Raw genomic sequence first — 23620 nt, 5'->3', positions numbered from 1 at the left:
GTTCGGTCTCTCTTTTGTTGACAGCATCAAGCCGCGTCGGCACCGACCCGCAACCGGTCGTAGGCCTGCATTTCATCGGCGTCGAGCGGGATGATGTAAGGCTCGACGGCTTTCTTGAAACTGGTCATCAGGCCGTTTTCATCCTTTTTCAGGTGGCAATGGCAGAACCAGTCGTTGTCGTTGCGTTGCGGATGATCGACCCGATAGTGGTAAAGCCCCCAGCGACTTTCAGCGCGGAACAACGAGGCCCGGGCGGCCATTTCGGCACAGTCGCGGATCATGCTGACTTCCATGGCACGCATCAGTTCGTGGGCGTTGTGGGCCTTGATCTGATCGAGGTCGCGCTGGATATCGCTGAAGCGCTGCAGGCCGATTTGCATCTTCTTGGTCACTTTCGGCGGTTGCAGGTAGTCGTTGACGAAGCGTCGCAATTTGTACTCGACCTGGGCCGGTGGCAGGCCGTGTTCGCGGTCCAGAGGCGCGTAGACCCGTTGTTTCTCGGTTTCGATCTGCGCCGCATCCAGCGCCGAAAACTCACGCCCGGCGACGAAATCCGCCGCATTGGTCCCGGCAAACCAGCCGTAGGTGAACGCGCCGAGCATGTAGTTGTGCGGCACTGCTGCCATGTCCCCCGCCGAGTACAAACCCTTGACCGAGGTTTCGGCTCGCTCGTTGACCCACACCCCCGATGCCGAATGCCCGCTGCAAAAACCGATCTCGGAAATGTGCATCTCGACCATCTGCGTGCGGTAGTCGGTGCCGCGATTGGCGTGGAACTGGCCGCGACTCGGGCGCTCGTTGCTGTGCAGGATTTCTTCGATGTTCTGGATGGTTTCCTCGGCCAGGTGATCGAGTTTGAGGAACACCGGACCATTGCCGCTTTCCAGCTCCTGATGGAACTCCCACATCATCTGCCCGCTCCAGTAGTCGCACTCGATGAAGCGTTCGCCCTTGTTGTTGGCGGTGTAGCCGCCCAGCGGACCGGTGACATAAGCGCAGGCCGGGCCGTTGTAGTCCTTGATCAGCGGGTTGATCTGGAAGCATTCCAGGTTCGCCAGTTCGGCCCCGGCGTGATAGGCCATGGCGTAGCCGTCGCCGGCATTGGTCGGGTTTTCGTAAGTGCCCATCAGGTAGCCCGAGGACGGCAGGCCCAAACGCCCGGCGGCGCCGCACGCCAGAATCACCGCCTTGGCCTTGATCACATGAAAGTCGGCCGTGCGGCAATCGAAGCCCATCACACCGTTGACCGCGCCCTCTTCGTCCTTGAGCAAACGGGTACAGACCAGGCGATTGGTGATGTTCACCCGCGCCCGCTTCAACTGGCGATACAGCACTTTCTTGATGTCATGCCCTTCGGGCATCGGCAGCACGTAGGCGCCCATGTGGTGAACCTTTTTCACCGCGTAGTCGCCGGTTTCGTCCTTTTCGAACTTCACGCCCCAGCGGTCCAGTTGCTCGATCGTTTCGAAGCTGTGGGTCGCATAGGCGTAGACCGCCGTCTGGTTGACGATGCCGTCGTTGGCGATGGTGATTTCCTTGGTGTACTGCTCCGGCGTCGAGTGGCCGGGGATGATCGCGTTGTTCAGGCCGTCCATGCCCATGCTGATCGCGCCGCTGCGCTTGACGTTGGCCTTGTCGATCAACAGCACCCGCAGGTCGCGGTTGCGTTCCTTGGCCTTGATCGCCGCCATGGGCCCGGCGGTGCCACCGCCGATCACGACGATGTCGTATTCCTGCTCCAACGTGTTTCGGCTCATGCCTGCTCCCCTTTTTGCCGGTCGATCCGCAGGCGGTACTGGAACGCGTCGCCTCGGTAGTAAAGGTGTTCGAAGTCCAGGGGGCGGCCTTCAGCGTCATGGGTCAGACGCTCGATGCGCATGATCGGCGAGCCCGGTTCGACGTTCAGCGCCTGGGTCAGATCGCTGTCAGCCAGCACCGCATCGATGGCCAGATCGGCGTGACCGAGGGCCAGGCCGCAGTCGTTTTCGAGGATCAGGAAGATGTCGCGGGTGACCAGGTCTGCCTTCTCCAGGCGCTCGCCGATGGCTTTGGGCAGGTAGGTGATTTCCAGCGAAATCGGCTCGCGATTGATCAAGCGCACCCGTTTGATCTGCGCCACGACTTCACCCTCGGCGACCTGCAAACGCTCGGCCACCTGTTTGTCGGCGGCAATGAATTTGAAACTGCGCAGGCGGTTGATCACCTCGTAGCCGCGACCGGTCATGGACTCGGCCAGGCCTTGCAGGGTGCTGACGTTCTGGAAGGTCTTGGGTTTGGCGACGAAGGTGCCCTTGCCGTGAATCTTGAAGATCAGCCCTTCCTTTTGCAGGTCACTGAGGGCCTGGCGCACGGTGATGCGGCTGACTTTGAACAGCGCGCCGAGCTCGCTCTCCGAGGGCATCTGGCTGTCTTGCGGGTACTGACCATCGAGAATGCGGGCGCGCAGCACATCCCGCAGCTGGGTGTGCAAGGGAACGCTAGTGAGGGATAGAACGTTATCGGTCATGAAGATCACTTGTTATAACGAGTTATGACGTGATCTTAGAGTTCTAAAGAGAGGGCTGAGAAATACTGTTTGGGAATAAGGTTAGAGCGCACGATCAAGCGTGCGGTGAAACACCTGTGGCGAGGGAGCTTGCTCCCTCGCCACAAAAGCCAGCTCGTGATCGGTCAGTCGATACGCAGTGCACGCAGGTCCAGTCGACCGTCCTTGAGCGGCGGGCACCAGTAATAGCCGCCGGTAATCGGCCGGCTGATTCGGTACAAACCGTCGGTGATGCCGTCTTCCAGGCCGCTCATGCGCCGCAGCTGGACTTCGAAGGCGTCGAGGGAGAAACCGAACGCGAGGAACATCAGGCCAGCGCGGTCGCCTTCGATCCATGGCATCGAGCGACGCACGATGAACGCCTCGGGCGCGAAGCTTTCCTGGGCTGTGCGTTTGACGTGGGCGGAGATTGGCGCGTCATCGAGTTCTTCGTTGTCGCTCAGGCGTCGGCCCATGATGTGGTCGGTTTCGTGGGAAGGCAGCGCGTGGAAGCCCTTCAAATCGTGCTGCCACTGCTGAATCGCGGCAAAACTGCCACCGACCGTGCCGTCGACGCCTTCAGCCACCAGCGCGGCAGCCGCAGCGGCCTCGTCCTGGGGGTTTTCGGTGCCGTCTTCGTAGCCGGTCAGGTCATGGCCGTCGCGATGGCGGAAGCCTTCGGTCATCTGCACCAGGCGCAAGGCTGGCGCCAAGGCCGCTTCAAGGGCATTGCTGCGATTGAGCAGCTCACCACGGTCGACGCCATGCAACCAGCACCAGAGCGCGTGTTGGGTCGACGGGTTGTCAACGCCCACGCCCGTCAGCGCCGGGAACACCCGCAGCCCTTCAATGTTGCCGTTCAGGGCCTTGACCAGGGATTCACCGAAGCCGACCACGGCCGACTGGCCGTCCACCAGTTGCATCAAATTGTCGAGCGCCGCCGGCAGCGCAGCGGCGGATTCGAGGGCGAAGAACATATGGCGAGCTTGAGGCGGAACAGGGGTGGCGAGAATGCCCGGCTGGTAATGACTCATATGAACTCCTTATGAAAGAGCACGAAGTTTAACCGCAGCACCGGCCGTTGTGTGTGCTCAGGTCAATGTCCATGTACAAGAACTGCATAAAGCGGTCTACGCTAGAGACACAAGATCCAGACCCTCAACCCCTCTACTCTGCCTGTCGCCGCGCGATCGACTCAACATCCGGGGCATTGAACGTTGAATGTAGGAGCGAGCTCGCTCGCGATAAACCCAAGACCACCGCGGGGCGTCTGATTTTTACGCGTTATCGTTCACGACCTTCGCGAGCGAGCCCGCGCCTGCCATGGCCCGGGCTCGCCAACATCTCTTCAGGGGTAGCGACATGACCACAGCGAACATCCTTGGCAATCTGTTTCCCGAGGCCGGCAGCATCCCGGAAAAATACCGCCTCGACGGCCCCACCGAACAGCGTGAATACCTGGTCGACGGCATATTGAAAACCTGGCCCGGCCCCCTCGCCCAGGTCCGCAGCCCAGTGTATTTCAGTGGCCCGAATGGCGATGAACAAGTCATCCTCGGCAGCACGCCATTGCTCGATGCCGAGACCGCCTTGACCGCCCTCGACGCCGCCGTCCGCGCTTATGACCGCGGCCAGGGCTTGTGGCCGACCCTGCGCGTGGCCGAGCGCATCCAGCATGTCGAATCCTTCCTCGGCCGCATGCGCGAACAGCGCGAGGCAGTGGTCAAGTTGCTGATGTGGGAAATCGGTAAAAACCTCAAGGACTCGGAGAAAGAGTTCGACCGCACCTGCGATTACATCGTCGACACCATCAACGCCCTCAAGGAACTCGATCGTCGCTCGAGCCGCTTCGAGCTGGAGCAGGATACCCTTGGCCAGATCCGCCGCGTACCGATGGGCGTGGCCTTGTGCATGGGCCCCTACAACTACCCGCTGAACGAAACCTTCACCACGCTGATCCCGGCGCTGATCATGGGCAACACCGTGGTGTTCAAACCGGCCAAACTCGGCGTGCTGCTGATTCGTCCATTGCTGGAAGCCTTCCGCGACAGCTTCCCGGCCGGGGTGATCAACGTGATCTACGGCAGCGGTCGCGAGACTGTCAGCGCCCTGATGGCCAGTGGCAAGATCGATATCTTTGCGTTCATCGGCACCAATAAAGCCGCCAGCGACCTGAAAAAACTCCATCCAAAACCCCACCGTTTGCGCGCGGCGCTGGGCCTGGATGCGAAGAATCCCGGTATCGTCCTGCCGGAGGTGGATCTGGACAATGCGGTCAATGAAGCGGTCACCGGATCCCTGTCGTTCAATGGCCAGCGCTGCACGGCGCTGAAAATCCTCTTCGTCCACGAAGACGTGGTCGAGCGCTTCATCGAAAAATTCAACGCCAGGCTCGCCACGCTCAAACCCGGCATGCCGTGGGAAAGCGGCGTGGCCCTGACGCCGCTGCCGGAGTCGGGCAAGGTCGCTTACCTGCATGCGCTGGTGGCGGATGCGCTCGACAAGGGGGCGAAAGTGGTCAATCCCCATGGAGGTCAGGCACGCGCGTCGTTCTTCTATCCCGCGCTGCTGTACCCGGTGACGCCGCACATGCGCGTCTATCAGGAAGAGCAGTTCGGTCCGGTGGTGCCAATCGTGCCTTACCGGCATCTGGATACGGTGATCGATTACGTCTTGGAGTCGGACTTCGGCCAGCAGTTGAGCATCTTCGGCACCAACCCGGTGGCGGTCGGGCGACTGGTGGACACCTTCGCCAACCAGGTCGGGCGCATCAACCTCAACGCCCAATGCCAGCGCGGGCCCGACACCTACCCTTTCAACGGGCGCAAGAACTCGGCCGAGGGCACTTTGTCGGTGCATGACGCACTGCGGGTGTTCTCGATCCGGACACTGGTCGCCACTAAATTCCAGGAGAGCAACAAGGACCTGATCAGCGAGATCATCAGCGGCCGCAGTTCAAGCTTCCTGACCACCGATTACATTTTCTGAGGAGTGCCGATCTGAGCCAGTCCAAAGCCCTTCAACTGCCGCCGCTGCTGCGCCGTTTACTGCGTCCGCTACTGGACCCGTACCGGCGCTATCGTCATGCCAGGGTCATCCACGCCGTACGGGTGTCACTGGGGTTGCTGGCGTCGATCCTGCTGACCACTGGCATCCACCTGCCCCACGGTGAGTGGGCGTCGGTGACGATGCTGGTGGTGATCGGCGGCTTGCAACACCACGGCAATATCGGCAAAAAATCCGCCGAGCGGGCCATCGGCACCCTGGTCGGGGCGACGATCGGCCTGGTGCTGGTGGTGCAACAGGCGTGGCTTGGCATGCCGTGGCTGACCTATTTCGCCATGGCGGTGATTTGCGGTTTTTTCTCGTACCACGCCATCGGCAAGGGCGGTTATACGGCACTGCTGGCTGCCATTACCGTGTTCATCGTCGCGGGTCATGGTGACAATCCGGTTTCTGACGGGTTGTGGCGTGGGGTCGATATCCTCATCGGTATTGCCCTGGCCCTGGCGTTTTCCTTCGCCCTGCCGCTGTACGCGGTCTATTCCTGGCGCTACAACCTGGCCGACGCCTTGCGTGATTGCGCGACGATCTACGGACGCATCATCAACGGTCAACCCGTCACGGCGGACGAACATCTCAAGCTTATGGGGCGCCTGAACACGGTGATGGTGCAGTTGCGCTCGCTGATGCCCTCGGTGTCCAAGGAAGTGAAGATTTCCATGACCGAACTCGATGCCATCCAGCGTCACTTGCGCATGTGCGTCAGCACACTGGAGATCCTTGGCAACACCCGGCCGGATGCCAGTGACCCGGACGCCATGGCCCATCTGCAATCGGCTTTGAAAGCGGAGCACCGGCTGATTCGGGTGCAATTGATCGGCATGGCCCGGGCGTTGAAATCAGGCGCGTCCCAGCGGCTCAGCCGCCCCGTCGAAGTGCTGCCGGATTCAAGCCTGGACACGCCGGTCTATAGCTCGCTGGACGGTTACCGATTGCTGGTCCGGCAGTTGGCGGCCAACATCGGCGAGATGCGCCAGCGCCTGGCGAAGACTTCGCCGCGCTGGAACATCTGACCCTTGATTACTGTGCAACCGTGCGACGCAACTTCAGGCCCCAGCCCTGTTGCATCCCCGCCGCCGCCAGCAGAATCGCGGCAACGCCGATCCATTGCAGGGGTTCCAGGCGATGACCGAAGGCAAACCAGTCGACAAAAATCGCCGCAATCGGATAGATGAACGACAGCGCGCCGGTCAGGGCGGTCGGCAGTTTCTGGATCGCGCCGTATAGCAGCACGTACATCACCCCCGTGTGCACGATGCCCAGGGTGACCAGGCTGGCCCAGGCACTCGGTGCCTGCGGCAGCGCCGAAAAATGCGCGAATGGCGCCAGCAGGAGCACGCCGGTGCTGACCTGAATCAGTGCGATCAGATGCGGCGGCGTGCCGGTCAGGCGTTTGATGATCAACGCGGCAATCGCATAAAGAAATGCAGCGCCCAACGCCAGAACGATGCCGATCAGGTACTCGTTGCCGCTCTCGCCCTGCCCGCCATGGGCACTGACAATCGCCAGCATCCCGAGAAACGAAACGCCCAGCCAGGCGATCTTCTGCAGCGTGATTTTCTCGTTTAGGAACAGCGCGGCCAGGCCCACCAGCATGAACGGCTGCACGTTATAGACGGCGGTGCCGATGGCAATCGACGCGCGGGAATAAGAGGCGAACAACAACACCCAGTTGCCGACAATCGCCACGCCGCTGAGCACCGCCAGCAGGAAGGTGGTGCGGGTCAGGATACCGGGACGCAGGAAACCGAATGCAGCGCAAATCAGCAGCAAGGTGCCGGCCCCGAACAGGCAGCGCCAGAACACCACATCCAGTACCGGTTGCCCGGACACCAGCACAAACCAGCCGATGGTCCCGGAGATCAGCATGGCGGCGGTCATTTCGAACGAGCCGCGACGTATTGTTTTGTCCATCATCAGACTCCTGTGTTTGAGGCCAAAGTATGCCAATCCAACCGGGAGCTTCTCCAGTGCATAAATCAGGCTAAACTCGGATTCTGCCTTTTTTATCAAGGTAACTTTGAAGAGTTGCCTAATCGAGGATTGCACCATGACCGATGACATCGACCAAGTGCTGATCACGGCGCTGATGGACGACTCACGACTTTCGCTCAAGGCCCTGGCGCAGATCAGCGGCCTGTCGTCGCCGAGCGTCGCCGAGCGCCTGCGACGACTTGAAGAGCGTGGCGTGCTCAAGGGTTATACCGTTGAAATCGATCCGAAATGCTTTGGCTATCAGCTCCAGGCGATCGTGCGCATTCGTCCACTGCCGGGTCAGTTGCAGGAAGTCGAACGGCAGATCCAGGCTATTCCGGAATTCACCGAATGCGACAAGGTCACCGGCGACGACTGCTTTATCGCGCGCTTGCATGTGCGTTCCATGGAACAGTTGGACACCCTGCTTGACCGGCTCAATACCCACGCCGAAACCAATACGGCAATCGTCAAGAAAACCCCGGTCAAACGCCGGTTGCCGCCAATGGCCTAGCGGTTTTCGGCAAATCACAGGCAAGAAAAAACCCGCCGAAGCGGGTTTTTTACTCAAGGCTGGCGATCAATCATCGCGACCCATGATGCCAAACAGCTGCAACAAGCTGATGAACAGGTTGTAGATCGATACATACAGGCTGATGGTCGCCATGATGTAGTTGCGCTCGCCGCCGTGAATGATGGCGCTGGTCTGGAACAGAATGCAGACCGAAGAAAACAGCACGAAACCGGCGCTGATCGCCAGTTGCAGACCGCTGATGTGGAAGAACATGCCCGCCAGCGTTGCACCCAGCAGTACAAAGAAGCCAGCAGTGATGAAACCGCCGAGGAAGCTCATGTCCTTGCGGGTGATCAACACATAGGCCGACAGGCCACCAAATACCAGTGCGGTCATCGCGAAGGCCGAGCTGACCACTTCAGCGCCGCCCTGCATGCCCAGGTAACGGTTGAGAATCGGGCCGAGCAGGAAACCCATGAAACCGGTCAGGGCAAATGCCGACACCAGGCCCCAGGCGGAATCACGGAGTTTGTTGGTGAGGAAGAAAAGCCCGTAGAAGCCGATCAGCACCACGAAAACGTTTGGATAACCGACACGCATCTGCTGCGCAACGAAGGCCATCACACCGCTGAATGCGAGCGTGAGTGCAAGCAAGCCGTAAGTGTTGCGCAGGACGCGGCTAACCTCTAGCTGCTCAGCCTGCAAGCTGTTACTAACTGCGTAATCCTGTTCGCGCATGGCGACACTCCTGTTGGTTTGAAACGTTCAGTCGCAAAGATCATAACAGACGCCCTGTAACAAGCTATGCAGAGAGTTTGACAGTGTGTTTCATTCAGGTATTATGGCGCCCGCAACACAAACGGAGGTGTGGCCGAGTGGTTTAAGGCAACGGTCTTGAAAACCGTCGACTGTAACAGGTCCATGAGTTCGAATCCCATCGCCTCCGCCATCTTTATACGACAAAGCCCTGATTTTTCAGGGCTTTGTCGTTTCTGGAACTCGCGATCTTTGGTCTTCCCTTTCTGGATCGTTTCCGCATCTTTTCGGTCATTTCCGCAACTTTACCCTTTCGACATCACTGGTCCGACCTCGACACGCAGGTGGATGTGGCTGTCTTCAAAAGACAGCTATCGGCCGATGCTGTTGAAAAAGTCGGTCCTCCCAGACTGCCCGCGTACCGACAGCTGAAAAAGCGTTTTTTGCGCGCCGCTACGCGAAATCTGAGCCGGAGATTCTCTGCTCAATGTAAAGATTTCAATTTCAAGCGCGTACTTTTCTACCGTGGAAATCAGGGCCGACTTTTTCAACAGAATCGGCCAAAAGCGGCCTGTGGGGTGCGCCTCGAGAACCTGGGCCAACTCACAATTTTGACTCGATACTACTTACAGACTCACTCGGGCCGGCAGCGGTACCTATTTTCTGACGCAGAATCATCATTCCGGCAGATACAAGGCGAGTTGCACTGCGGCTCGCGGATGGCCGCCGGCCACCCGCGAGCCACTACCATCAAGCCAGCAGCTTAAGCTCGTCTTTACCGTACTTGAGCGATTTCTCGTCTGGAATCATCAGGCCGGTGTGCTCGTCGCGCCCCTGCAGGACGAAGCGTGCGTTCGGGTTGCCCAGTTGGGTAGCGGCCTGCTGGCTGTCGGCGCCGATCTCGCCCTTCTTCATGCGGTTGACGATCACCCCCACCGCCGTATCGTTGAAGTCGCGCAGCATCCAGGCATCGCCATCGCTGTCGCCAGCCACCAACACCGGGCCATAGCCCTTCTGTTTAACCAGCACGTTCTTGATGCCGACGGTCTTGCCCGGACCGTAATTGAAGTGCCAGTCTGGCTGATAGCGAGTGGTGTACTTGCCGTCTTCCATCGCCATGCGCAGGCCGATCACGTTCTCTGGCGGCACGCCGTATCCGTAATGAGGATTGCCCGCGAACACGCGTACCACATCGTCGATTGAGGCGGTGCTGACATAGACGTCGATGCCGTTGGCGCGCAGCGTGTGCATCAGGCCGCGAATCTCCTCATGGATACGGATGCCATGAAAGTGGGTATCGGCCACCACCCCAGCCTTGCCCGGCAATGTGCGTGAACTCTCGTACTTGACCTTGCGCAGCGCGTCGCCGATGGCGTAGTTGTTGGAAGCTTCGGCCATCGCCTGCAACTCAGCCGTGGTCATGTTCTTGTAGAAATACAGAATCCACTTGTAGCCGATCTCCACCGGATAACTGTCGCAGATCGCGTCGTACATGAAGTAGAGCTTGGCGAGAAAATCCTTGTACTGCTCGCTGGCCTGGATCTCTTCCAGGCTCTTGTCGCCGGCGAGCCCCTTGTAGTTGGCGTGCAACCAGCGGTAATCCGCTTCCACATCGCTGGCGATGTCTTCCATCTTGACCGGCTTGCCGTCCACCGTGGTGTAGTCCTTCATGAACGCGCCGTTCGGCACGTCCTGACGCACCACCTCAGCGAACTCATCGGGCGTCAGCTTGTACTGCAAATGATTGATCTGGTAGACCAGCAGCGCTTCTTCACAGTCGTTCATGATGCAGGTGTTGTCCCAGTCGAACACCGCGTATGGGCGCTGGTCAGGACGGTAGGACGCGCTTTTGACGCCGTGCTCATCGATCACCGCCTGCAGGCGCTTTTGGTTAAGCGGCGACCAGCGCGCCGGGTCCAGCGCACTCGGTGAGGCCGGGGGCGTGGCGGCTTGCGTTATACGCGATGACAACAACAGCGGAGAAACGACGGAAACGGTGGCGAGGGTGTTCAGAAACTGGCGACGCTGCATGGCATAGCTCCTACTTCTAGACGAGAGGTTACAACCGAGGCGATGGCGAAAGCGTGTTTCGAAATACGGACGAGGGGAAGAATCCGTCCGGCCACGAGGCTAGCTCCAAACACACAAAAAAACAATAATGCCTCAATATTACACAAGCATGACGCACAGACCGTATCAGCCGGGTCCCGCCAAACTTGACAGCGACTGACGCCCCTCCACAATGCGTGCTCGGACAGCGACTCGAACAGCAGGGACACCCGGTATGTGGCAAGAAGAGCGTTACCAGCGGATCCGCGCACTGCTATCGACCTTGCAGCGCGTCACCACCGACCGCATCGTCACGGAGCTGAATGTTTCTCGCGAGACTGTGCGGCGCGACCTGGTCGCTCTGGAAGAACAGGGAGAGTTGAAGCGGATACACGGCGGCGCCATCCGCGTTGAGGACGAAGCACCCATCGCCGAGCGGGCGCAAAGCAACGTCAAGTTCAAGCGCGACCTCGCGCGCGCCGCGGTCAGCCTGCTGTCGCATGGGCAGACGGTGTTCATCGACGCGGGCACCACCACCGTCATCCTTGCCGAAGAGTTGGCCAAGCTGGGAGGGCTGACCGTGATCACCAATTCGTTCAACGTGGCACTGCAACTGCGCAACCCCGCCGCGTCGGGCGGTCGGCACAACGAGGTGCTCGTACTGGGCGGTTCACTCGACGACCGTGCGCCGGCGACGGTCGGCAGCACCACGGTAGCGGAAATTGGCCGCTATCGGGCCGACCTGGCGCTGTTGTCGCCGGTCGGCATCGACGCACAGCGTGGTGCCAGCAACTACGACCACCGCGAAGCCGAAGTGGCGCGCGCCATGGCCGACAATGCCGAAGGCGTAGTCATCCTCGCCGATTACAGCAAGATTGGCGTGGAGAGCCGCGTCGCCTTCTGCCCGCCAGAACGCATCGACGTGCTCATCACCAACCACAAGGCGAGTACCGAAGCGGCGTTCGCCGCACTGAACGCCAAGCTGAAACGTATTGTCCTGGTGTAGCGGTGATTTGGCGGTTGCAGCAGGCATTGACGTAGCGTGATGCTCAAGTGCAGCGCAACCGGGTAGATCTTTGGCGTTTTCACACAGCCTGGGCCGCACTCTGCCCTCTTTTATAGGCACCGATCGGCCAGGAGCGGACGGTCGATTATTTACTATCGAACGCGAACGTTAAGCCTGACTCTGTGCCAGAAAGAATTCTTCATGGGGAACTGAGTATGTCCTTACTAAGAGCGCCTGGGCGTCCTTTAAGGCAAGTCGCCACCTCCCTCTCTTCTGGGACTGATGAGCAAACCTCATGAACCCTTGCCGATCTACCCAACTAGTCTCCACTCGTTAGCTGGCTTACTGTTTCCCAACGCAAACGTCGGGAGATCGAAATGCACAAGCGCACACTCGGAAACAGTTCACTCGAAGTGTCAGCCCTGGGCTTGGGTTGCATGGGCCTGAGCCATGGCTACGGCCCGGCGACTGACACACAACAAGCCATTACGCTGATCCGTTCGGCGGTTGACCGAGGCGTTACGTTCTTCGATACCGCCGAGGTTTACGGCCCGTACCTGAACGAGCAAGTGGTGGGTGAGGCATTGGCGCCAATTCGCGATCAAGTGGTGATCGCCACCAAGTTCGGCTTCACCTTCGGTGCCGACAATAAGCAGCAGATTCTAAATAGTCGCCCTGAGCACATTCGACTCGCCGTCGAAGGCTCATTGCGCCGACTCAAGACCGATTTCATCGATTTGCTTTACCAGCATCGGGTTGACCCGGACGTACCGATTGAAGACGTCGCCGGTGTAGTGAGAGATCTGATTGGCGAAGGCAAGGTCAAGCACTTCGGCCTGTCGGAAGCCGGTGCGCAAACCATTCGCCGTGCACATGCGGTGCAGCCAGTCACGGCGCTGCAAAGCGAATACTCGTTGTGGTGGCGTGAGTCTGAGCAGGAAATCCTGCCGACGCTCAAGGAGCTGGGAATCGGCTTCGTGCCGTTCAGCCCACTGGGCAAGGGTTTTCTCACCGGCACAGTAACGGCCGACGCCACATACGGCAGCGACGATTTTCGCAGCATCGTGCCGCGCTTCAGCCAGTCGGCACTGCAAGCCAATCAAGGGTTGGTGGTGTTGATCCGCCAGATCGCCGCGCAACAACAAGCGACACCGGCGCAGGTTGCGCTGGCCTGGTTGCTCGCCCAGGCACCGTGGATTGTGCCGATTCCCGGGACAACCAAATTGCATCGCCTTGAAGAAAATCTTGGCGGCGCGGACATCACCCTCGACGCGGCCGAACTCAAGGCTATCGATGCGGCTCTGGCGCAAACACCCATCGAAGGCGAGCGCTATCCCGAGTCTCTCAAGGCGCGCGTCGGCCGATGAACAACGATCACGATCCGCTGCGACGCACGGTCATTGCGGCACTGGCGAGCGCCCCGCTGCTGTCGCTTGCCGACACGCAAACCGCCAGCGAAATACCACGTTCAGGCTCGCGAATTCTGGTCGCGTACTTTTCCCGCTCCGGCAATACCCGCGTGGTTGCCGGGCTCATCCAGCGCGGATTGGGTGCCGACCTGTTCGAGATCCGTCCGGCCAGAGCCTATCCCGAGGACTACCTGCAAACCGTGGAGCAGGCGCGTCAGGAGCGCGACAGCGGCTTCGAGTCCGAGCTGGAAAGCAAGGTTCTTGCTCTGAGCGACTACGACACGATTTATCTCGGCTTTCCGATCTGGGGTGAGACCACCCCGCCAATCGTGCGTGCTTTTCTGAGCGCCCACGACCTGACTGGTAAAACCCTCATCCCCTTCAACACCCACGGTGGTTACGGCTTGGGCAATAGCCGCAGCATCCTCGAAAAGCACGCGCCCAAGGCTAAGGTGATGGAAGGCTTTGTGATGGAGGGTGAGCAAGAGCGCAAGACCATGGAGCGCGTGAATGGCTGGCTGAGCGATCACCCTCACACGCGCTAATCAATTTCTGGATTGGAGAAGCACCATGAAAACCCGCACGCTGGGCAACGGCCTGAAAGTTTCCGCACTGGGCCTCGGCTGCATGAGCATGACCTCCGCCTATGGCCCGGCCGCCGACAAACCGAGCATGATCAAGCTGATTCGCTCGGCCCATGAGCAAGGCATCTCCTTGTTCGACACCGCCGAGGCGTATGGCCCATTCGCCAATGAAGAGTTGTTGGGCGAAGCCTTGCAACCGATCCGCGAACAGGTGGTCATCGCCAGCAAATTCGGTTTCGATATTGACCTGGTCACCGGCGCACGAGGCGGCGGCACCAATAGCCGACCCGAGCATATCCGCGCCGTGGCAGAGGCGTCGTTGAAGCGTTTGCGCACCGATTGCATCGACCTGTTTTATCAGCATCGGGTTGATCCGCAGGTGCCCATCGAAGACGTTGCCGGTACGGTCAAGGAGTTGATCGCCGAGGGTAAGGTCAAGCATTTCGGTCTGTCCGAGGCCGGTGTGCAAACCATTCGCCGGGCGCACGCCGTGCAACCGGTCACGGCGGTACAGAGCGAATACTCGCTGTTCTGGCGTGGACCGGAGCATGAACTGCTTGGCGTACTGGAGGAACTGGGTATCGGCTTCGTGCCGTTCAGCCCACTCGGTGCTGGCTTCCTCACGGGTCAGATCGATGAGAACACCCAGTTTGACGCCAGCGATTTCCGCAATTTTGTCCCGCGTTTTTCACCTGAGGCGCGCAAGGCCAACTTGGCGTTGGTCGACGTGGTGAAAGCCGTCGCTGAGCGCAAGCAGGCGACGCCTGCGCAAGTAGCACTGGCCTGGTTGCTGGCGCAGAAACCATGGATCGTGCCGATCCCGGGCACGACCAAACAACACCGACTGGAAGAGAACCTGCGCGCGGTCGAACTGGAAATGACCGGCGACGATCTGCGCGTGATCAATGAGCAAATGGCGCAGATCCAGGTGCACGGTGAACGCTTGCCGGAATCGGCGCTGAAGATGACCGGGCTCTGAGCCTTACCACGGCGGCTCCGAGCGCGGAGCCGCTTCACTGTCTGACTGGAGTTCATTCGATGAACCGATTGATCGCACCGCTCGTGGCCCTGTCGCTGTTGAGCGCAGAAACCCAGGCCGCCAGCGAAATCCGCATCACCCAGAATGGCGCTCAGCCCTCGATCAAGGGCGCAGCGGAAAACTTCACCGGCACGGTACGCGTTGATGGCCTGTTCAAGGGTGATCTGCCGGCGCGCATCGGCGGCGGCACGGTGACCTTCGAACCTGGCGCGCGCACCGCGTGGCATAGCCATCCGCTGGGCCAAACATTGATCGTCACCGCCGGGGTCGGCTATGTGCAGCAAGAGGGTGGCCCGCGCCAGGAAATCCGTCCGGGCGACATTGTCTGGATTCCGCCGCACATCCGTCACTGGCATGGCGCCACAGCCAGCAACGGTATGACCCATATCGCAATCGCTGAAGCCGAGGACGGCAAGACTGTGACTTGGGAGGAAAAAGTCTCGGACGCGCAATACGCAGCGCAAGCGCAGTAAATGAAGTTACGGAATGTGTCGGGACCTAGCGCTCGACACTTTTCTCGGGATATCCCCACAACGCCTCAAGCTCAGTGTTTGCGGGGCGGTGACAGGTTTCCAACGCTCATTGAAAAACCGACTCATGAGTTCTGCTCAGGAGTCCTTGCGCAATATCGGGGTTAATCGCCAAAACCATCCTCCGTACGATCCAGCGACACCGCAGTGACCCGCAATGGACGGAGTCTTTCACGATGATCACCGACGCTCACAAGACCACTCCCCTCCCCGCGTTGATGGCGCTCTGCCTGAGCCTCGGGGCGATGTTCAACGTTACTACACAAACAGCCGAGGCCTCCTCAGCCATGACCAGCACGCAAGCCACCGCAGAAACGCTATCGAGCAAACAGCAGGCCATTCCTCTGATCGCAGCATTCATGGCGACCAGCGACATGCCAAATCTCAACACGGCGCTCAACCAGGGTCTCGATGCCGGCCTGACTGTCAACGAAACCCGGGAAGTTCTGGTTCAGCTTTACGCCTACGTTGGCTTCCCGCGCAGCCTCAATGCCTTGAACGAGCTGATGACGGTGGTGCAAGCGCGCAAACAACGCGGCATCGAGGATGTGCCGGGGCGTGAGCCGGGCCGGGTCATTCCAACCGGAGATGAGTTGCTGACGACCGGCACGGCCAATCAAACAAAAATTTCCGGTGCCCCGGTCAAAGGTCCGGTGTTCGAGTTCGCTCCGGTGATCAACCGGTTTCTGCAAACCCACCTGTTCGGCGACATCTTCGAGCGCGACAACCTCGACTGGCAAAGCCGCGAACTGGCGACCGTCGGAGCGCTGGCGGCGACGCCGGGGGTGGAATCGCAATTGCGCTCGCACATGCTGGCGAGCCTTCGCGTCGGGCTCAGCGCAACGCAATTGCGTCAAGTCACCGAGCAGTTGAAAAAGCACGGAGATGCACAGACCGCCGAACGTGCAAACACGGCGCTGGCCCAGGCCCTGGCGGCTTCGGGGAAATAACATGAAATCTGCAAAATACTTGCTCTGCATCACCCTGCTCAGCCTGTTGGCAGCTTGTGCGAACCAGCCCGATGGCTCAGGCCCCTTACTGATTCAGGCGCAAGGCAGCTTCGCCGCCGGTGGAACGATGACCACTGCGCCGGGCACGTTCAACCCGCGCAAGCCGATGGTTCCGGATGGCCAGACCTATCACGGTGACCATGCCTACACCTTCTACCAAATCCCGGTCGATGCCCGAAAACTACCCATCGTCATGTGGCATGGCGCAGGCCAGTTCTCCAAGACCTGGGAAACCACCGCCGATGGCCGCGAAGGTTTCCAGAACATTTTTCTGCGCCGTCACTACGGCGTCTATCTGATCGATCAGCCTCGACGTGGCGATGCCGGGCGCAGCATGGTCGAGGCGACTGTCAAACCGGTGCCGGACGAACAACTGTGGTTCAACCAGTTCCGCATCGGCTTGTGGCCCAACTATTTCAACGGTGTGCAAGTAGCCAAGGATGCACAGACGCGCGAGCAATTCTTCCGGGCAATGACACCGAACACCGGGCCGTTCGACATGGGTGTGGTGTCTGATGGTGTGTCGGCAGTCTTCGACAAAATCGGCCCCGGCATTCTGTTCACGCACTCGCAAGGTGGCGGGCCGGGTTGGCTGACCGCGATCAAGAATGACAAGGTCAAGGCCATTGTCGCCTTCGAGCCGGGCAGCAGCTTTGTCTTCCCGCAGGGTCAGGTGCCCGCGCCGATACCTAGTGCCTTCGACACGGTGCAGGGTGCGACCGTGCCGATTAATCAGTTTATGGCGCTCACGCGCATTCCGATCCTGATCCTCTACGGCGACAACATCCCGGAGCAGGCCGTCGACCTGCCTGCACAGGACAGTTGGCGCGCCCGCCTGGAAATGGCCCGGCTATGGCGCGATGCGGTCAACCGGCACGGCGGTGATGTGCGGCTGGTCCATCTGCCGGAGATCGGTATCAAGGGCAATACTCACTTCCTAATGTCGGACTTGAACAACGTACAGATCGCCGACCTGATATCGAATTTCCTCAAAGAAAAACATCTGGATTGACCAGAGCACACACCCACTTTTTTGAACTGCCCCCTTTTGATTGCTCAGGAGCTTCAAGTGAAAAACACCCTTCTCAAAGCCACGCTCTTGTCGGCGCTGGCCGGACTCTCGGCTGGCGAAGCCGGGGCTGCGGACTACAAAAAAAACCCGTTCACACTGGCTTACGACGGCGCCATTACCAGGAACGAGCCGGGCAAGGTCAACATCCATCCGGTCAGCTACAAGCTCAATGGCCTGGACATCGCCGCCAACGTTTACACCCCGGCCAACTACGATGCGAAGAAGGTCTACCCGACCGTTGTGGTCGCGCATCCGAACGGTGGCGTCAAAGAGCAGGTCGCCGGTCTGTACGCCCAGCGCCTGGCCGAACAGGGCTACATCACGATCACCGCCGATGCGGCCTACCAGGGCGCAAGTGGCGGACAGCCTCGCAGCATCGACAAGCCGGCGTATCGCATCGAAGACATCCATGGCATGGCAGACTTCATCAGCCAATATGCGGGCGTCGATAGCACGCGCCTGGGCCTGCTCGGGATCTGCGGCGGAGGTGGCTATTCGTTGGCCGCCGCGCAAACCGACAAACGCTTCAAATCGCTGGCAACCATCAGCATGTTCAACTCCGGTCGGGTGCGTCGCAACGGCTACAACGACTCGCAACTGGACAGCATTCAGCAACGCCTGCAACAGGCTTCCGCTGCGCGCGCTCAGGAGGCGGCCGGCGGTGCTGTGCTCTATTCGGGTGACGCCAACCTCACCGACGAGCAGATCGCCAAGCTGCCCTTCGAGCTGTATCGCCAGGGCTACGAGTACTACTGGAAAACCCACGCGCACCCGAACTCAACGTTCAAGTACACCACCAGCAGCCTGTTGGACCTGATGCGTTTTGACGCGACCAATCAGATCGAGCTGATCAATCAACCGTTGCTGATGATCGCCGGCAGCAAGGCTGACAGCCTGTACATGACTCAGGATGCGTTTCCCAAGGCTAGCGGCACCCAGGACAAGGAATTGTTCATCATCGACGGTGCCACCCACATCGAAACCTACTGGGTCCCGCGTTATGTCGACGCGGCCATTGGCAAGCTGACAACGTTCTACGCACGAACCCTCTGACGGGCTCTTCGGGGGTCGCGCATCCAGCCGGAACCTGCTTACATGGCATAATCATGCGCTGCCCCATGAGAGGCTCTCATCAATGTCCCGCGCCAATCTCAACGATCTGCAAGCCTTCGTGGTCATCGCCCGCGAAGGCAGCTTCACCCGCGCGGCGGCGCAGCTGGGCGTCTCGCAATCCGCGCTGAGCCACACCATGCGTGCGCTCGAAACCCGGCTTGGGGTTCGCCTGCTGACGCGAACCACACGTAGCGTCTCCCCTACCGAAGCCGGTCAACGCTTGTATCAAAGCATGGCACCGCGCTTTGACGAGATTGAGCTTGAACTGGCCGCGGTCAGCGAGTTTCGCGATACCCCGGCAGGCAATGTGCGGATCTCCGCCTCCGAACATGCGGCGAACAATATTCTCTGGCCAAGTTGTTGAAGGTGCTGCCCGACTATCCGGACATCAAGGTCGAAATCACCGTCGACTACGCCCTCTCCGACATCGTCGCTCAGCGCTATGACGCCGGCGTGCGGCTGGGAGATCAGGTGGCGAAGGACATGATCGCCGTGCCCATCGGCCCGTCATTGCGCATCGCGGTCGTAGGATCCCCCGAGTATTTCAAACACAGACCCATTCCCAGGGAACCAGGAGATCTGGCTGCGCACAACTGCATCAATCTGCGCCTGCCCACCCATGGGAGCCTGATGCAATGGGATTTTGAAAAGGATGGTCACGAACTCAAGGCGCGCGTTGAAGGACAATGGACGTTCAACAGCAGCGTGCCGATTCTGCGTGCGGCTGTTGCGGGATGTGGGTTGGGTTTCCTTCCGGAAGATATGGTTGCCAAGGAGATTACCGAGGGAAGCCTTGTGCGAGTGTTGGAAGATTGGTGCCAGCCCTTTGCCGGTTACCATCTCTATTACCCCAATCGCCGTGAACATTCATCAGCGTTTGGCGTTGTAGTTGAAGCGTTGCTCTACAAGCGCTGAATCATCGACCATCAAGCCGTCTCAATTTTTACCCCCGCCTCACAAACTCGCGATTGAGCAGATGCTTTGGATCGATTGCAGTCGTGGACGAACGGCTGCAATCGGTCGATTGCTGCCCATCGCGACAGGCAACAACCGGCCAACAGCTGACTGCCGATTTCGTCAGAGGAACATGCATGTGCATAGGATTTGACCAACCGCCTAATAGGGTTAAAGTCTAAGTGAAAGATCGGCCCCGTCAGTCTTTGATCCACAACGGATATCGCCACGCAGGTTCCTCATTGGCTGGTACAGAAGCGGAGTATTACTCATGACCAAATACCTTCGAATGATGGCAATTATTTCAATCTTCGCGATCCCGGCGGGCTGCCAAATGGATCATTCAACTTCCGCGTCAGATGTGAAGGCTGCTAACGCGGAATTGAACCGCGAGGCGAACGCGGCGTTACAGAGTTTGTATACCAAAACACCGCAAGCGCGCGCCCTCGCCCAGCGAGCCAAGGGTATCCTCGTTTTCCCTGATGTGCTGAAAGCGGGCCTCATCGCCGGCGCACATCATGGCGAAGGCGAATTGATCGAGAACGGAAAAGTCACGGGATACTACGCCACCACAGCCGCCTCATACGGCCTTCAGGCGGGCGTGCAGAGGTTTGGGTACGTGATGTTCTTCATGACCTCTTCAGCGCTGAACGATCTGAAAACCAGCAACGGATTTGAGGTCGGTGTGGGCCCAAGCATTGTGGTCGTAGATTCAGGCATGGCCAAGTCGATAACTACTTCAACGACGCAGTCCGATATCTATGCGTTTATCTTTGATCAAAAGGGCTTAATGGCCGGGCTGGGATTGCAGGGTTCAAAAATTACCAAGTTGAGTCGCTGAGGCCGTCTGCATGTCGCTTCAGGTAAATACGCAGGCGACGGCTAGCGAAATGATCGCTTTTGGCCGATTTCCGCTGCTGTAACCAGCAGCTATGAATCGAAAGCGATCCATCATGAGCGACCGAGGTCGGCAGAAATGTTCGCGGAGCCCTGGAAGCGATCGACCGGAAAGAGGAACTCATCAGGACGACGCTGACGATAATGACGCCGGAGTGACTGCTAGCGCGTAGGAGCCGCGACTGAATGAAACATAATGCGTCCTCTTTGAGCGTCACGTTATTGCCACAAAGAAGTCACTCTAATGGGTGGAGCCGAGAGTGACGGTTAGGTCATTCGGACCGTTGCGAATCACGGAAAACGTCGGCAGAGGCAGACGACTGCCCGCAGCTCACGGGCTTGCTATCGCGCGCGGAACCAATTGTCGTAAATCCCCCGGTGCGTACCGTCCTCACTCATGGACAGCAACGCAAGGTTGATCTTCTTGCGCAGCCTGCTACGCCCCTCCCATGTCGCGACACAATGTGCTGATTCGCGGTAGCCGTCCGAGCAACAAACCTTGCTGATGCCATTGCATAGGGCCAAGGTGAGCACGAACAAATCCCTTACAAGTTTTTACATCTTCGAACCCAGCGTACAACGGCAACTTACATCGCCTTCCAATAATCGGCACCGGAATAATAAAAAGACCGATTACATGGAGAGTTTCAGATGCCCTTTACCCGCACTGTTCTAGCGCTGTCCCTCGGCCTGATTTTTTTGCAGAGCCAAGCCCAGGCGGCACCGCCGCTATCGCTCGCAAACGGCAACTCCGAGCTGACTGCGCAAATCAGTAATGCCTGGATTGAAATCAACAAAACCGCGCTAGAGCACAATATCCGTACCCTGCAAGCCGAGCTGGCCGGCAAGTCGAAACTCTGTGCAGTACTGAAGGCCGACGCTTATGGTCATGGCATAGGGTTGGTGATGCCTTCGGTGATCGCGCTGGGGGTACCGTGTGTGGCGGTCGCCAGTAACGAAGAGGCTCGAGTGGTTCGCGAAAGCGGCTTTAAAGGCCAGTTGGTCCGTGTTCGCACCGCCTCCCTGGGGGAGCTGGAAAATGCGCTGCAGTACAACGTCGAGGAACTGGTTGGCAACCTCGATTTCGCCCGCCAGGCGGCCGACCTTGCACATAAACACGGTCGCAAATTGCAGGTGCACATCGGCCTAAACTCAAGCGGCATGAGCCGTAACGGCCTGGAAATGGCTACCGAGCAGGGTAAACAAGACGCGCTGGCGATCACCAAACTGCCAAATATCGACGTGGTTGCGATCATGAGCCACTTCGCCGTGGAAGATAAGGACGACGTACGTAAAGGGCTGGCCACCTTCAATGAGCAAGCCGCCTGGCTGATGGACGTCGCGCATCTCGACCGCAGCAAGATCACCCTTCACACTGCTAACTCCTTCGCCACCCTGGAAGTACCTGAATCGCGCCTGGATATGGTGCGCACCGGCGGCGCGTTGTTTGGCGATACCGTCATCACGCGAACTGAGTATCAGCGCGTGATGCAGTTCAAGTCGCATGTGGCCTCGGTCAATAGCTACCCCGCTGGAAACACCGTGGGCTACGATCGCACGCTCACCCTGACACGTGATTCGAAACTGGCCAACATCACGGTTGGCTACTCCGATGGCTATCGTCGCGTGTTCACCAATAAAGGTGTGGTGTTGATCAATGGTCATCGCGTGCCGGTGGTGGGCAAGGTTTCGATGAACACTGTAATGGTCGATGTCACGGATGCACCCGACGTCAAGGCGGGTGATGAAGTGGTGCTGTTTGGCAAACAAGGTGCAAGCGAAGTCAGCCAGACTGAAGTCGAAGAGATCAACGGTGCGCTACTGGCCGACCTCTACACCGTCTGGGGCAGTGCCAACCCGAAAATATTGGTCGAAAGGTGATCCCGTCATTATCGTAACTCAGGGGAGCGCGTTCATTCAGGCACAGTTTTGAAGAGCGCTGACACGCTCCAATGTATGACACGGACCGGCAAGAGAGAGCTTGCTTTCTCTTGTCGGAAGATGACCGTCATACCTTTTTCGAGCTGACTCAATATGACACTGGCTACGGATACATCAGGTTGCTGGCATTCTTACGACCTGTCGCGGATTACTGCCCCGCACCACTCAGCTTTTCTCGTCGAAACTGCCCTGCTGCCAACGCCGCGATACGCTGTTTCTAAAGGTTTTCGCCCAAAAGCTGACGCTGGTGACAGGCAGAAATCGGCCGATTCTGCCCCCTCATAACAACCAGGAATCTGCCACGAACAGCCCCAGATACCGCTTCCGCCCCCCCTTACATCGCAGCCTGCAGTAGCGGCACCGGTCCGCGTTGCAGGAGACGTTTGACCAGCCCGTCGACGGGAAGCGACTGGCTTTCAACGCCTTCAGAAACGTGTACGAGGCGTGATTGAGTGAGTCTCGGGGCGGCTAGCTTTCCTTCTTCGGGGCTACCCAATTCGACCCGCGTTCTGATCGCTGGGTACGCACCAATATGTATCAGAACGCCCCCTTTCCTCATGAATTGAACCAGGTCCTGCCAGCTCCGAGTCCTCGCGCCTGCTGGGTGCAGGGGCCGGGCTAAGCGACAACAACTGAAACATCCAATCTGGAAACCCAAACGGATCTCGGCCATGACCCCTGCTATTCAACGCATCGGCACAACCAAGCGCTTCAGCCAAGCCGTCATTCACGACAACACTGCGTATCTGGCGGGCCAGGTCTCACAATTGACTGAGGGCGATATCACCGCACAGTCACAAGACGTGTTCGACAAAATCGACACCCTGCTGGCCAAGGCTGGCACGGACAAAGGCCAGCTTCTCTGCCCAGATCTGGTTGGCCGACATGGCTGACTATGACGGCACGAATCAGGTTTGGGAGCGGACGCGGGCGCACCTGTGCGCGTGTGCGTGGAGTCACCCTTGGCCAAGAAACATTACCGGATCGAAGTTCAGGTCATCGCGGCGCTGATTGAGTGACCGCATCTGCTCACGGGCTCTTTCGTCCGAAAGCAATGAACACATTGAACGGTCGTCGCTGCCTCACAGCGGCGCCGTCACTCCCTATAAACCCGAAGATCCCTGACGCCCCTTCAGCCCGAATCGCCTCCTGCGGCAGTGGCTGCGGTTACGCCTGCCAAGGCAT

20 protein-coding genes, 1 tRNA gene and 1 pseudogene are annotated in these 23620 nt (G+C 59.1%); 16 read left to right on the top strand and 6 right to left on the bottom strand.

The genetic code is table 11. The features are described from left to right. Positions 1-26: 26 nt before the first annotated feature. The 3 genes from F7R06_RS00220 to F7R06_RS00210 form a co-directional block, all read right to left on the bottom strand. Positions 27-1757 carry a fumarate reductase/succinate dehydrogenase flavoprotein subunit gene (locus F7R06_RS00220; RefSeq protein ID WP_090322840.1) on the bottom strand — a complete coding sequence of 577 codons (1731 nt, stop codon included), beginning with the start codon at positions 1755-1757 and terminating at the stop codon, positions 27-29. After that, positions 1754-2506: a GntR family transcriptional regulator gene (locus tag F7R06_RS00215; RefSeq protein ID WP_090322843.1), complete on the bottom strand. Its 753-nt coding sequence runs from the start codon at positions 2504-2506 to the stop codon at positions 1754-1756. The genes F7R06_RS00220 and F7R06_RS00215 overlap by 4 nt, the downstream gene beginning before the upstream one ends. Positions 2507-2670: 164 nt before the next feature. Beyond that, positions 2671-3558, bottom strand: a complete 888-nt coding sequence (locus F7R06_RS00210) for a Dyp-type peroxidase (protein WP_090322845.1) — start codon at positions 3556-3558, stop codon at positions 2671-2673. A 328-nt stretch (positions 3559-3886) separates the two neighbouring features. On the opposite strand from F7R06_RS00210, the gene F7R06_RS00205 reads away from it, so the two are divergent. Continuing rightward, entirely contained in the window at positions 3887-5512 is a 1626-nt protein-coding gene (locus F7R06_RS00205; RefSeq protein ID WP_090322849.1) for an NADP-dependent glyceraldehyde-3-phosphate dehydrogenase, read from the top strand. Between the two features lie 44 nt (positions 5513-5556). After that, positions 5557-6600, top strand: coding sequence for an FUSC family protein (locus tag F7R06_RS00200; protein ID WP_090322851.1), 1044 nt, complete (start codon positions 5557-5559; stop codon positions 6598-6600). A gap of 7 nt (positions 6601-6607) precedes the next feature. On the opposite strand, the gene F7R06_RS00195 is transcribed toward F7R06_RS00200, so the two are convergent. Beyond that, positions 6608-7501, bottom strand: a complete 894-nt coding sequence (locus F7R06_RS00195) for a DMT family transporter (RefSeq protein ID WP_090322853.1) — start codon at positions 7499-7501, stop codon at positions 6608-6610. A gap of 136 nt (positions 7502-7637) precedes the next feature. On the opposite strand from F7R06_RS00195, the gene F7R06_RS00190 reads away from it, so the two are divergent. Next, positions 7638-8075 carry an Lrp/AsnC family transcriptional regulator gene (locus F7R06_RS00190; RefSeq protein WP_090322856.1) on the top strand — a complete coding sequence of 146 codons (438 nt, stop codon included), beginning with the start codon at positions 7638-7640 and terminating at the stop codon, positions 8073-8075. Positions 8076-8141: 66 nt separating this feature from the next. Here the strand turns inward: F7R06_RS00190 and F7R06_RS00185 are convergent, their stop codons facing one another. After that, a complete protein-coding gene (locus tag F7R06_RS00185) occupies positions 8142-8813 on the bottom strand; it encodes a Bax inhibitor-1/YccA family protein (protein ID WP_090322858.1) in 672 nt (223 codons plus the stop codon). Positions 8814-8936: 123 nt separating this feature from the next. On the opposite strand from F7R06_RS00185, the gene F7R06_RS00180 reads away from it, so the two are divergent. Then, positions 8937-9024, top strand: a tRNA-Ser gene (locus F7R06_RS00180). Positions 9025-9581: 557 nt separating this feature from the next. Here F7R06_RS00180 and F7R06_RS00170 read toward each other — a convergent pair. Then, complete coding sequence (locus tag F7R06_RS00170) at positions 9582-10862, bottom strand: haloacid dehalogenase-like hydrolase (RefSeq protein WP_090322863.1); 1281 nt, start codon at positions 10860-10862, stop codon at positions 9582-9584. 253 nt (positions 10863-11115) lie between these two features. On the opposite strand from F7R06_RS00170, the gene F7R06_RS00165 reads away from it, so the two are divergent. From F7R06_RS00165 to F7R06_RS30935, 12 genes and pseudogenes are all read left to right on the top strand, one after another. Beyond that, on the top strand, positions 11116-11886 hold the full coding sequence (locus F7R06_RS00165) for a DeoR/GlpR family DNA-binding transcription regulator (RefSeq protein WP_090322866.1): 771 nt from the start codon (positions 11116-11118) through the stop codon (positions 11884-11886). Between the two features lie 377 nt (positions 11887-12263). After that, positions 12264-13253, top strand: a complete 990-nt coding sequence (locus F7R06_RS00160) for an aldo/keto reductase (RefSeq protein ID WP_090322869.1) — start codon at positions 12264-12266, stop codon at positions 13251-13253. After that, positions 13250-13840, top strand: a complete 591-nt coding sequence (locus F7R06_RS00155) for a flavodoxin (RefSeq protein ID WP_090322872.1) — start codon at positions 13250-13252, stop codon at positions 13838-13840. Before F7R06_RS00160 ends, F7R06_RS00155 begins: the two co-directional genes overlap by 4 nt. Positions 13841-13865: 25 nt before the next feature. Further along, on the top strand, positions 13866-14858 hold the full coding sequence (locus F7R06_RS00150) for an aldo/keto reductase (RefSeq protein WP_090322874.1): 993 nt from the start codon (positions 13866-13868) through the stop codon (positions 14856-14858). Positions 14859-14917: 59 nt separating this feature from the next. Continuing rightward, positions 14918-15391, top strand: a complete 474-nt coding sequence (locus tag F7R06_RS00145; RefSeq protein WP_090322877.1) for a (R)-mandelonitrile lyase — start codon at positions 14918-14920, stop codon at positions 15389-15391. Positions 15392-15624: 233 nt separating this feature from the next. Beyond that, entirely contained in the window at positions 15625-16398 is a 774-nt protein-coding gene (locus F7R06_RS00140) for a carboxymuconolactone decarboxylase family protein (protein WP_090322879.1), read from the top strand. A 127-nt stretch (positions 16399-16525) separates the two neighbouring features. Continuing rightward, complete coding sequence (locus tag F7R06_RS00135) at positions 16526-17470, top strand: alpha/beta hydrolase (RefSeq protein WP_174552498.1); 945 nt, start codon at positions 16526-16528, stop codon at positions 17468-17470. Positions 17471-17527: 57 nt separating this feature from the next. Continuing rightward, positions 17528-18583 carry an alpha/beta hydrolase gene (locus tag F7R06_RS00130; RefSeq protein WP_090322885.1) on the top strand — a complete coding sequence of 352 codons (1056 nt, stop codon included), beginning with the start codon at positions 17528-17530 and terminating at the stop codon, positions 18581-18583. 82 nt (positions 18584-18665) lie between these two features. After that, positions 18666-19558: pseudogene (locus F7R06_RS00125) on the top strand (LysR family transcriptional regulator). Positions 19559-19868: 310 nt separating this feature from the next. Next, positions 19869-20438 (top strand): lipid-binding SYLF domain-containing protein, encoded by a 570-nt coding sequence (locus tag F7R06_RS00120; RefSeq protein ID WP_090322888.1) that lies wholly within the window; start codon positions 19869-19871, stop codon positions 20436-20438. 707 nt (positions 20439-21145) lie between these two features. Beyond that, a complete protein-coding gene (gene alr, locus F7R06_RS00115; protein ID WP_090322891.1) occupies positions 21146-22375 on the top strand; it encodes an alanine racemase in 1230 nt (409 codons plus the stop codon). Between the two features lie 731 nt (positions 22376-23106). Then, on the top strand, positions 23107-23328 hold the full coding sequence (locus tag F7R06_RS30935) for a Rid family hydrolase (RefSeq protein ID WP_245706703.1): 222 nt from the start codon (positions 23107-23109) through the stop codon (positions 23326-23328). Positions 23329-23620: the final 292 nt, after the last annotated feature.

The organism is Pseudomonas moorei (assembly GCF_008801475.1).
Classification (GTDB): Bacteria; Pseudomonadota; Gammaproteobacteria; order Pseudomonadales; family Pseudomonadaceae; genus Aquipseudomonas; species Aquipseudomonas moorei.
Note: the sequence above shows the minus strand (reverse complement) of the source record. Positions and strands in the feature narration are given on the sequence as shown.

Excerpts from the sequence above, each read along its gene's own strand:
- F7R06_RS00160 (WP_090322869.1), top strand. The coding sequence starts at position 12,264 with ATGCACAAGCGCACACTCGGAAACAGTTCACTCGAAGTGTCAGCCCTG.
- F7R06_RS00195 (WP_090322853.1), bottom strand. The coding sequence starts at position 7,501 with ATGGACAAAACAATACGTCGCGGCTCGTTCGAAATGACCGCCGCCATG.
- F7R06_RS00120 (WP_090322888.1), top strand. The coding sequence starts at position 19,869 with ATGACCAAATACCTTCGAATGATGGCAATTATTTCAATCTTCGCGATC.
- F7R06_RS00145 (WP_090322877.1), top strand. The coding sequence starts at position 14,918 with ATGAACCGATTGATCGCACCGCTCGTGGCCCTGTCGCTGTTGAGCGCA.
- F7R06_RS00150 (WP_090322874.1), top strand. The coding sequence starts at position 13,866 with ATGAAAACCCGCACGCTGGGCAACGGCCTGAAAGTTTCCGCACTGGGC.
- F7R06_RS00165 (WP_090322866.1), top strand. The coding sequence starts at position 11,116 with ATGTGGCAAGAAGAGCGTTACCAGCGGATCCGCGCACTGCTATCGACC.
- F7R06_RS00210 (WP_090322845.1), bottom strand. The coding sequence starts at position 3,558 with ATGAGTCATTACCAGCCGGGCATTCTCGCCACCCCTGTTCCGCCTCAA.
- F7R06_RS00205 (WP_090322849.1), top strand. The coding sequence starts at position 3,887 with ATGACCACAGCGAACATCCTTGGCAATCTGTTTCCCGAGGCCGGCAGC.
- F7R06_RS00190 (WP_090322856.1), top strand. The coding sequence starts at position 7,638 with ATGACCGATGACATCGACCAAGTGCTGATCACGGCGCTGATGGACGAC.
- alr (WP_090322891.1), top strand. The coding sequence starts at position 21,146 with ATGCCCTTTACCCGCACTGTTCTAGCGCTGTCCCTCGGCCTGATTTTT.
- F7R06_RS00220 (WP_090322840.1), bottom strand. The coding sequence starts at position 1,757 with ATGAGCCGAAACACGTTGGAGCAGGAATACGACATCGTCGTGATCGGC.
- F7R06_RS00170 (WP_090322863.1), bottom strand. The coding sequence starts at position 10,862 with ATGCAGCGTCGCCAGTTTCTGAACACCCTCGCCACCGTTTCCGTCGTT.
- F7R06_RS00185 (WP_090322858.1), bottom strand. The coding sequence starts at position 8,813 with ATGCGCGAACAGGATTACGCAGTTAGTAACAGCTTGCAGGCTGAGCAG.
- F7R06_RS30935 (WP_245706703.1), top strand. The coding sequence starts at position 23,107 with ATGACCCCTGCTATTCAACGCATCGGCACAACCAAGCGCTTCAGCCAA.
- F7R06_RS00140 (WP_090322879.1), top strand. The coding sequence starts at position 15,625 with ATGATCACCGACGCTCACAAGACCACTCCCCTCCCCGCGTTGATGGCG.
- F7R06_RS00215 (WP_090322843.1), bottom strand. The coding sequence starts at position 2,506 with ATGACCGATAACGTTCTATCCCTCACTAGCGTTCCCTTGCACACCCAG.
- F7R06_RS00155 (WP_090322872.1), top strand. The coding sequence starts at position 13,250 with ATGAACAACGATCACGATCCGCTGCGACGCACGGTCATTGCGGCACTG.
- F7R06_RS00135 (WP_174552498.1), top strand. The coding sequence starts at position 16,526 with ATGACCACTGCGCCGGGCACGTTCAACCCGCGCAAGCCGATGGTTCCG.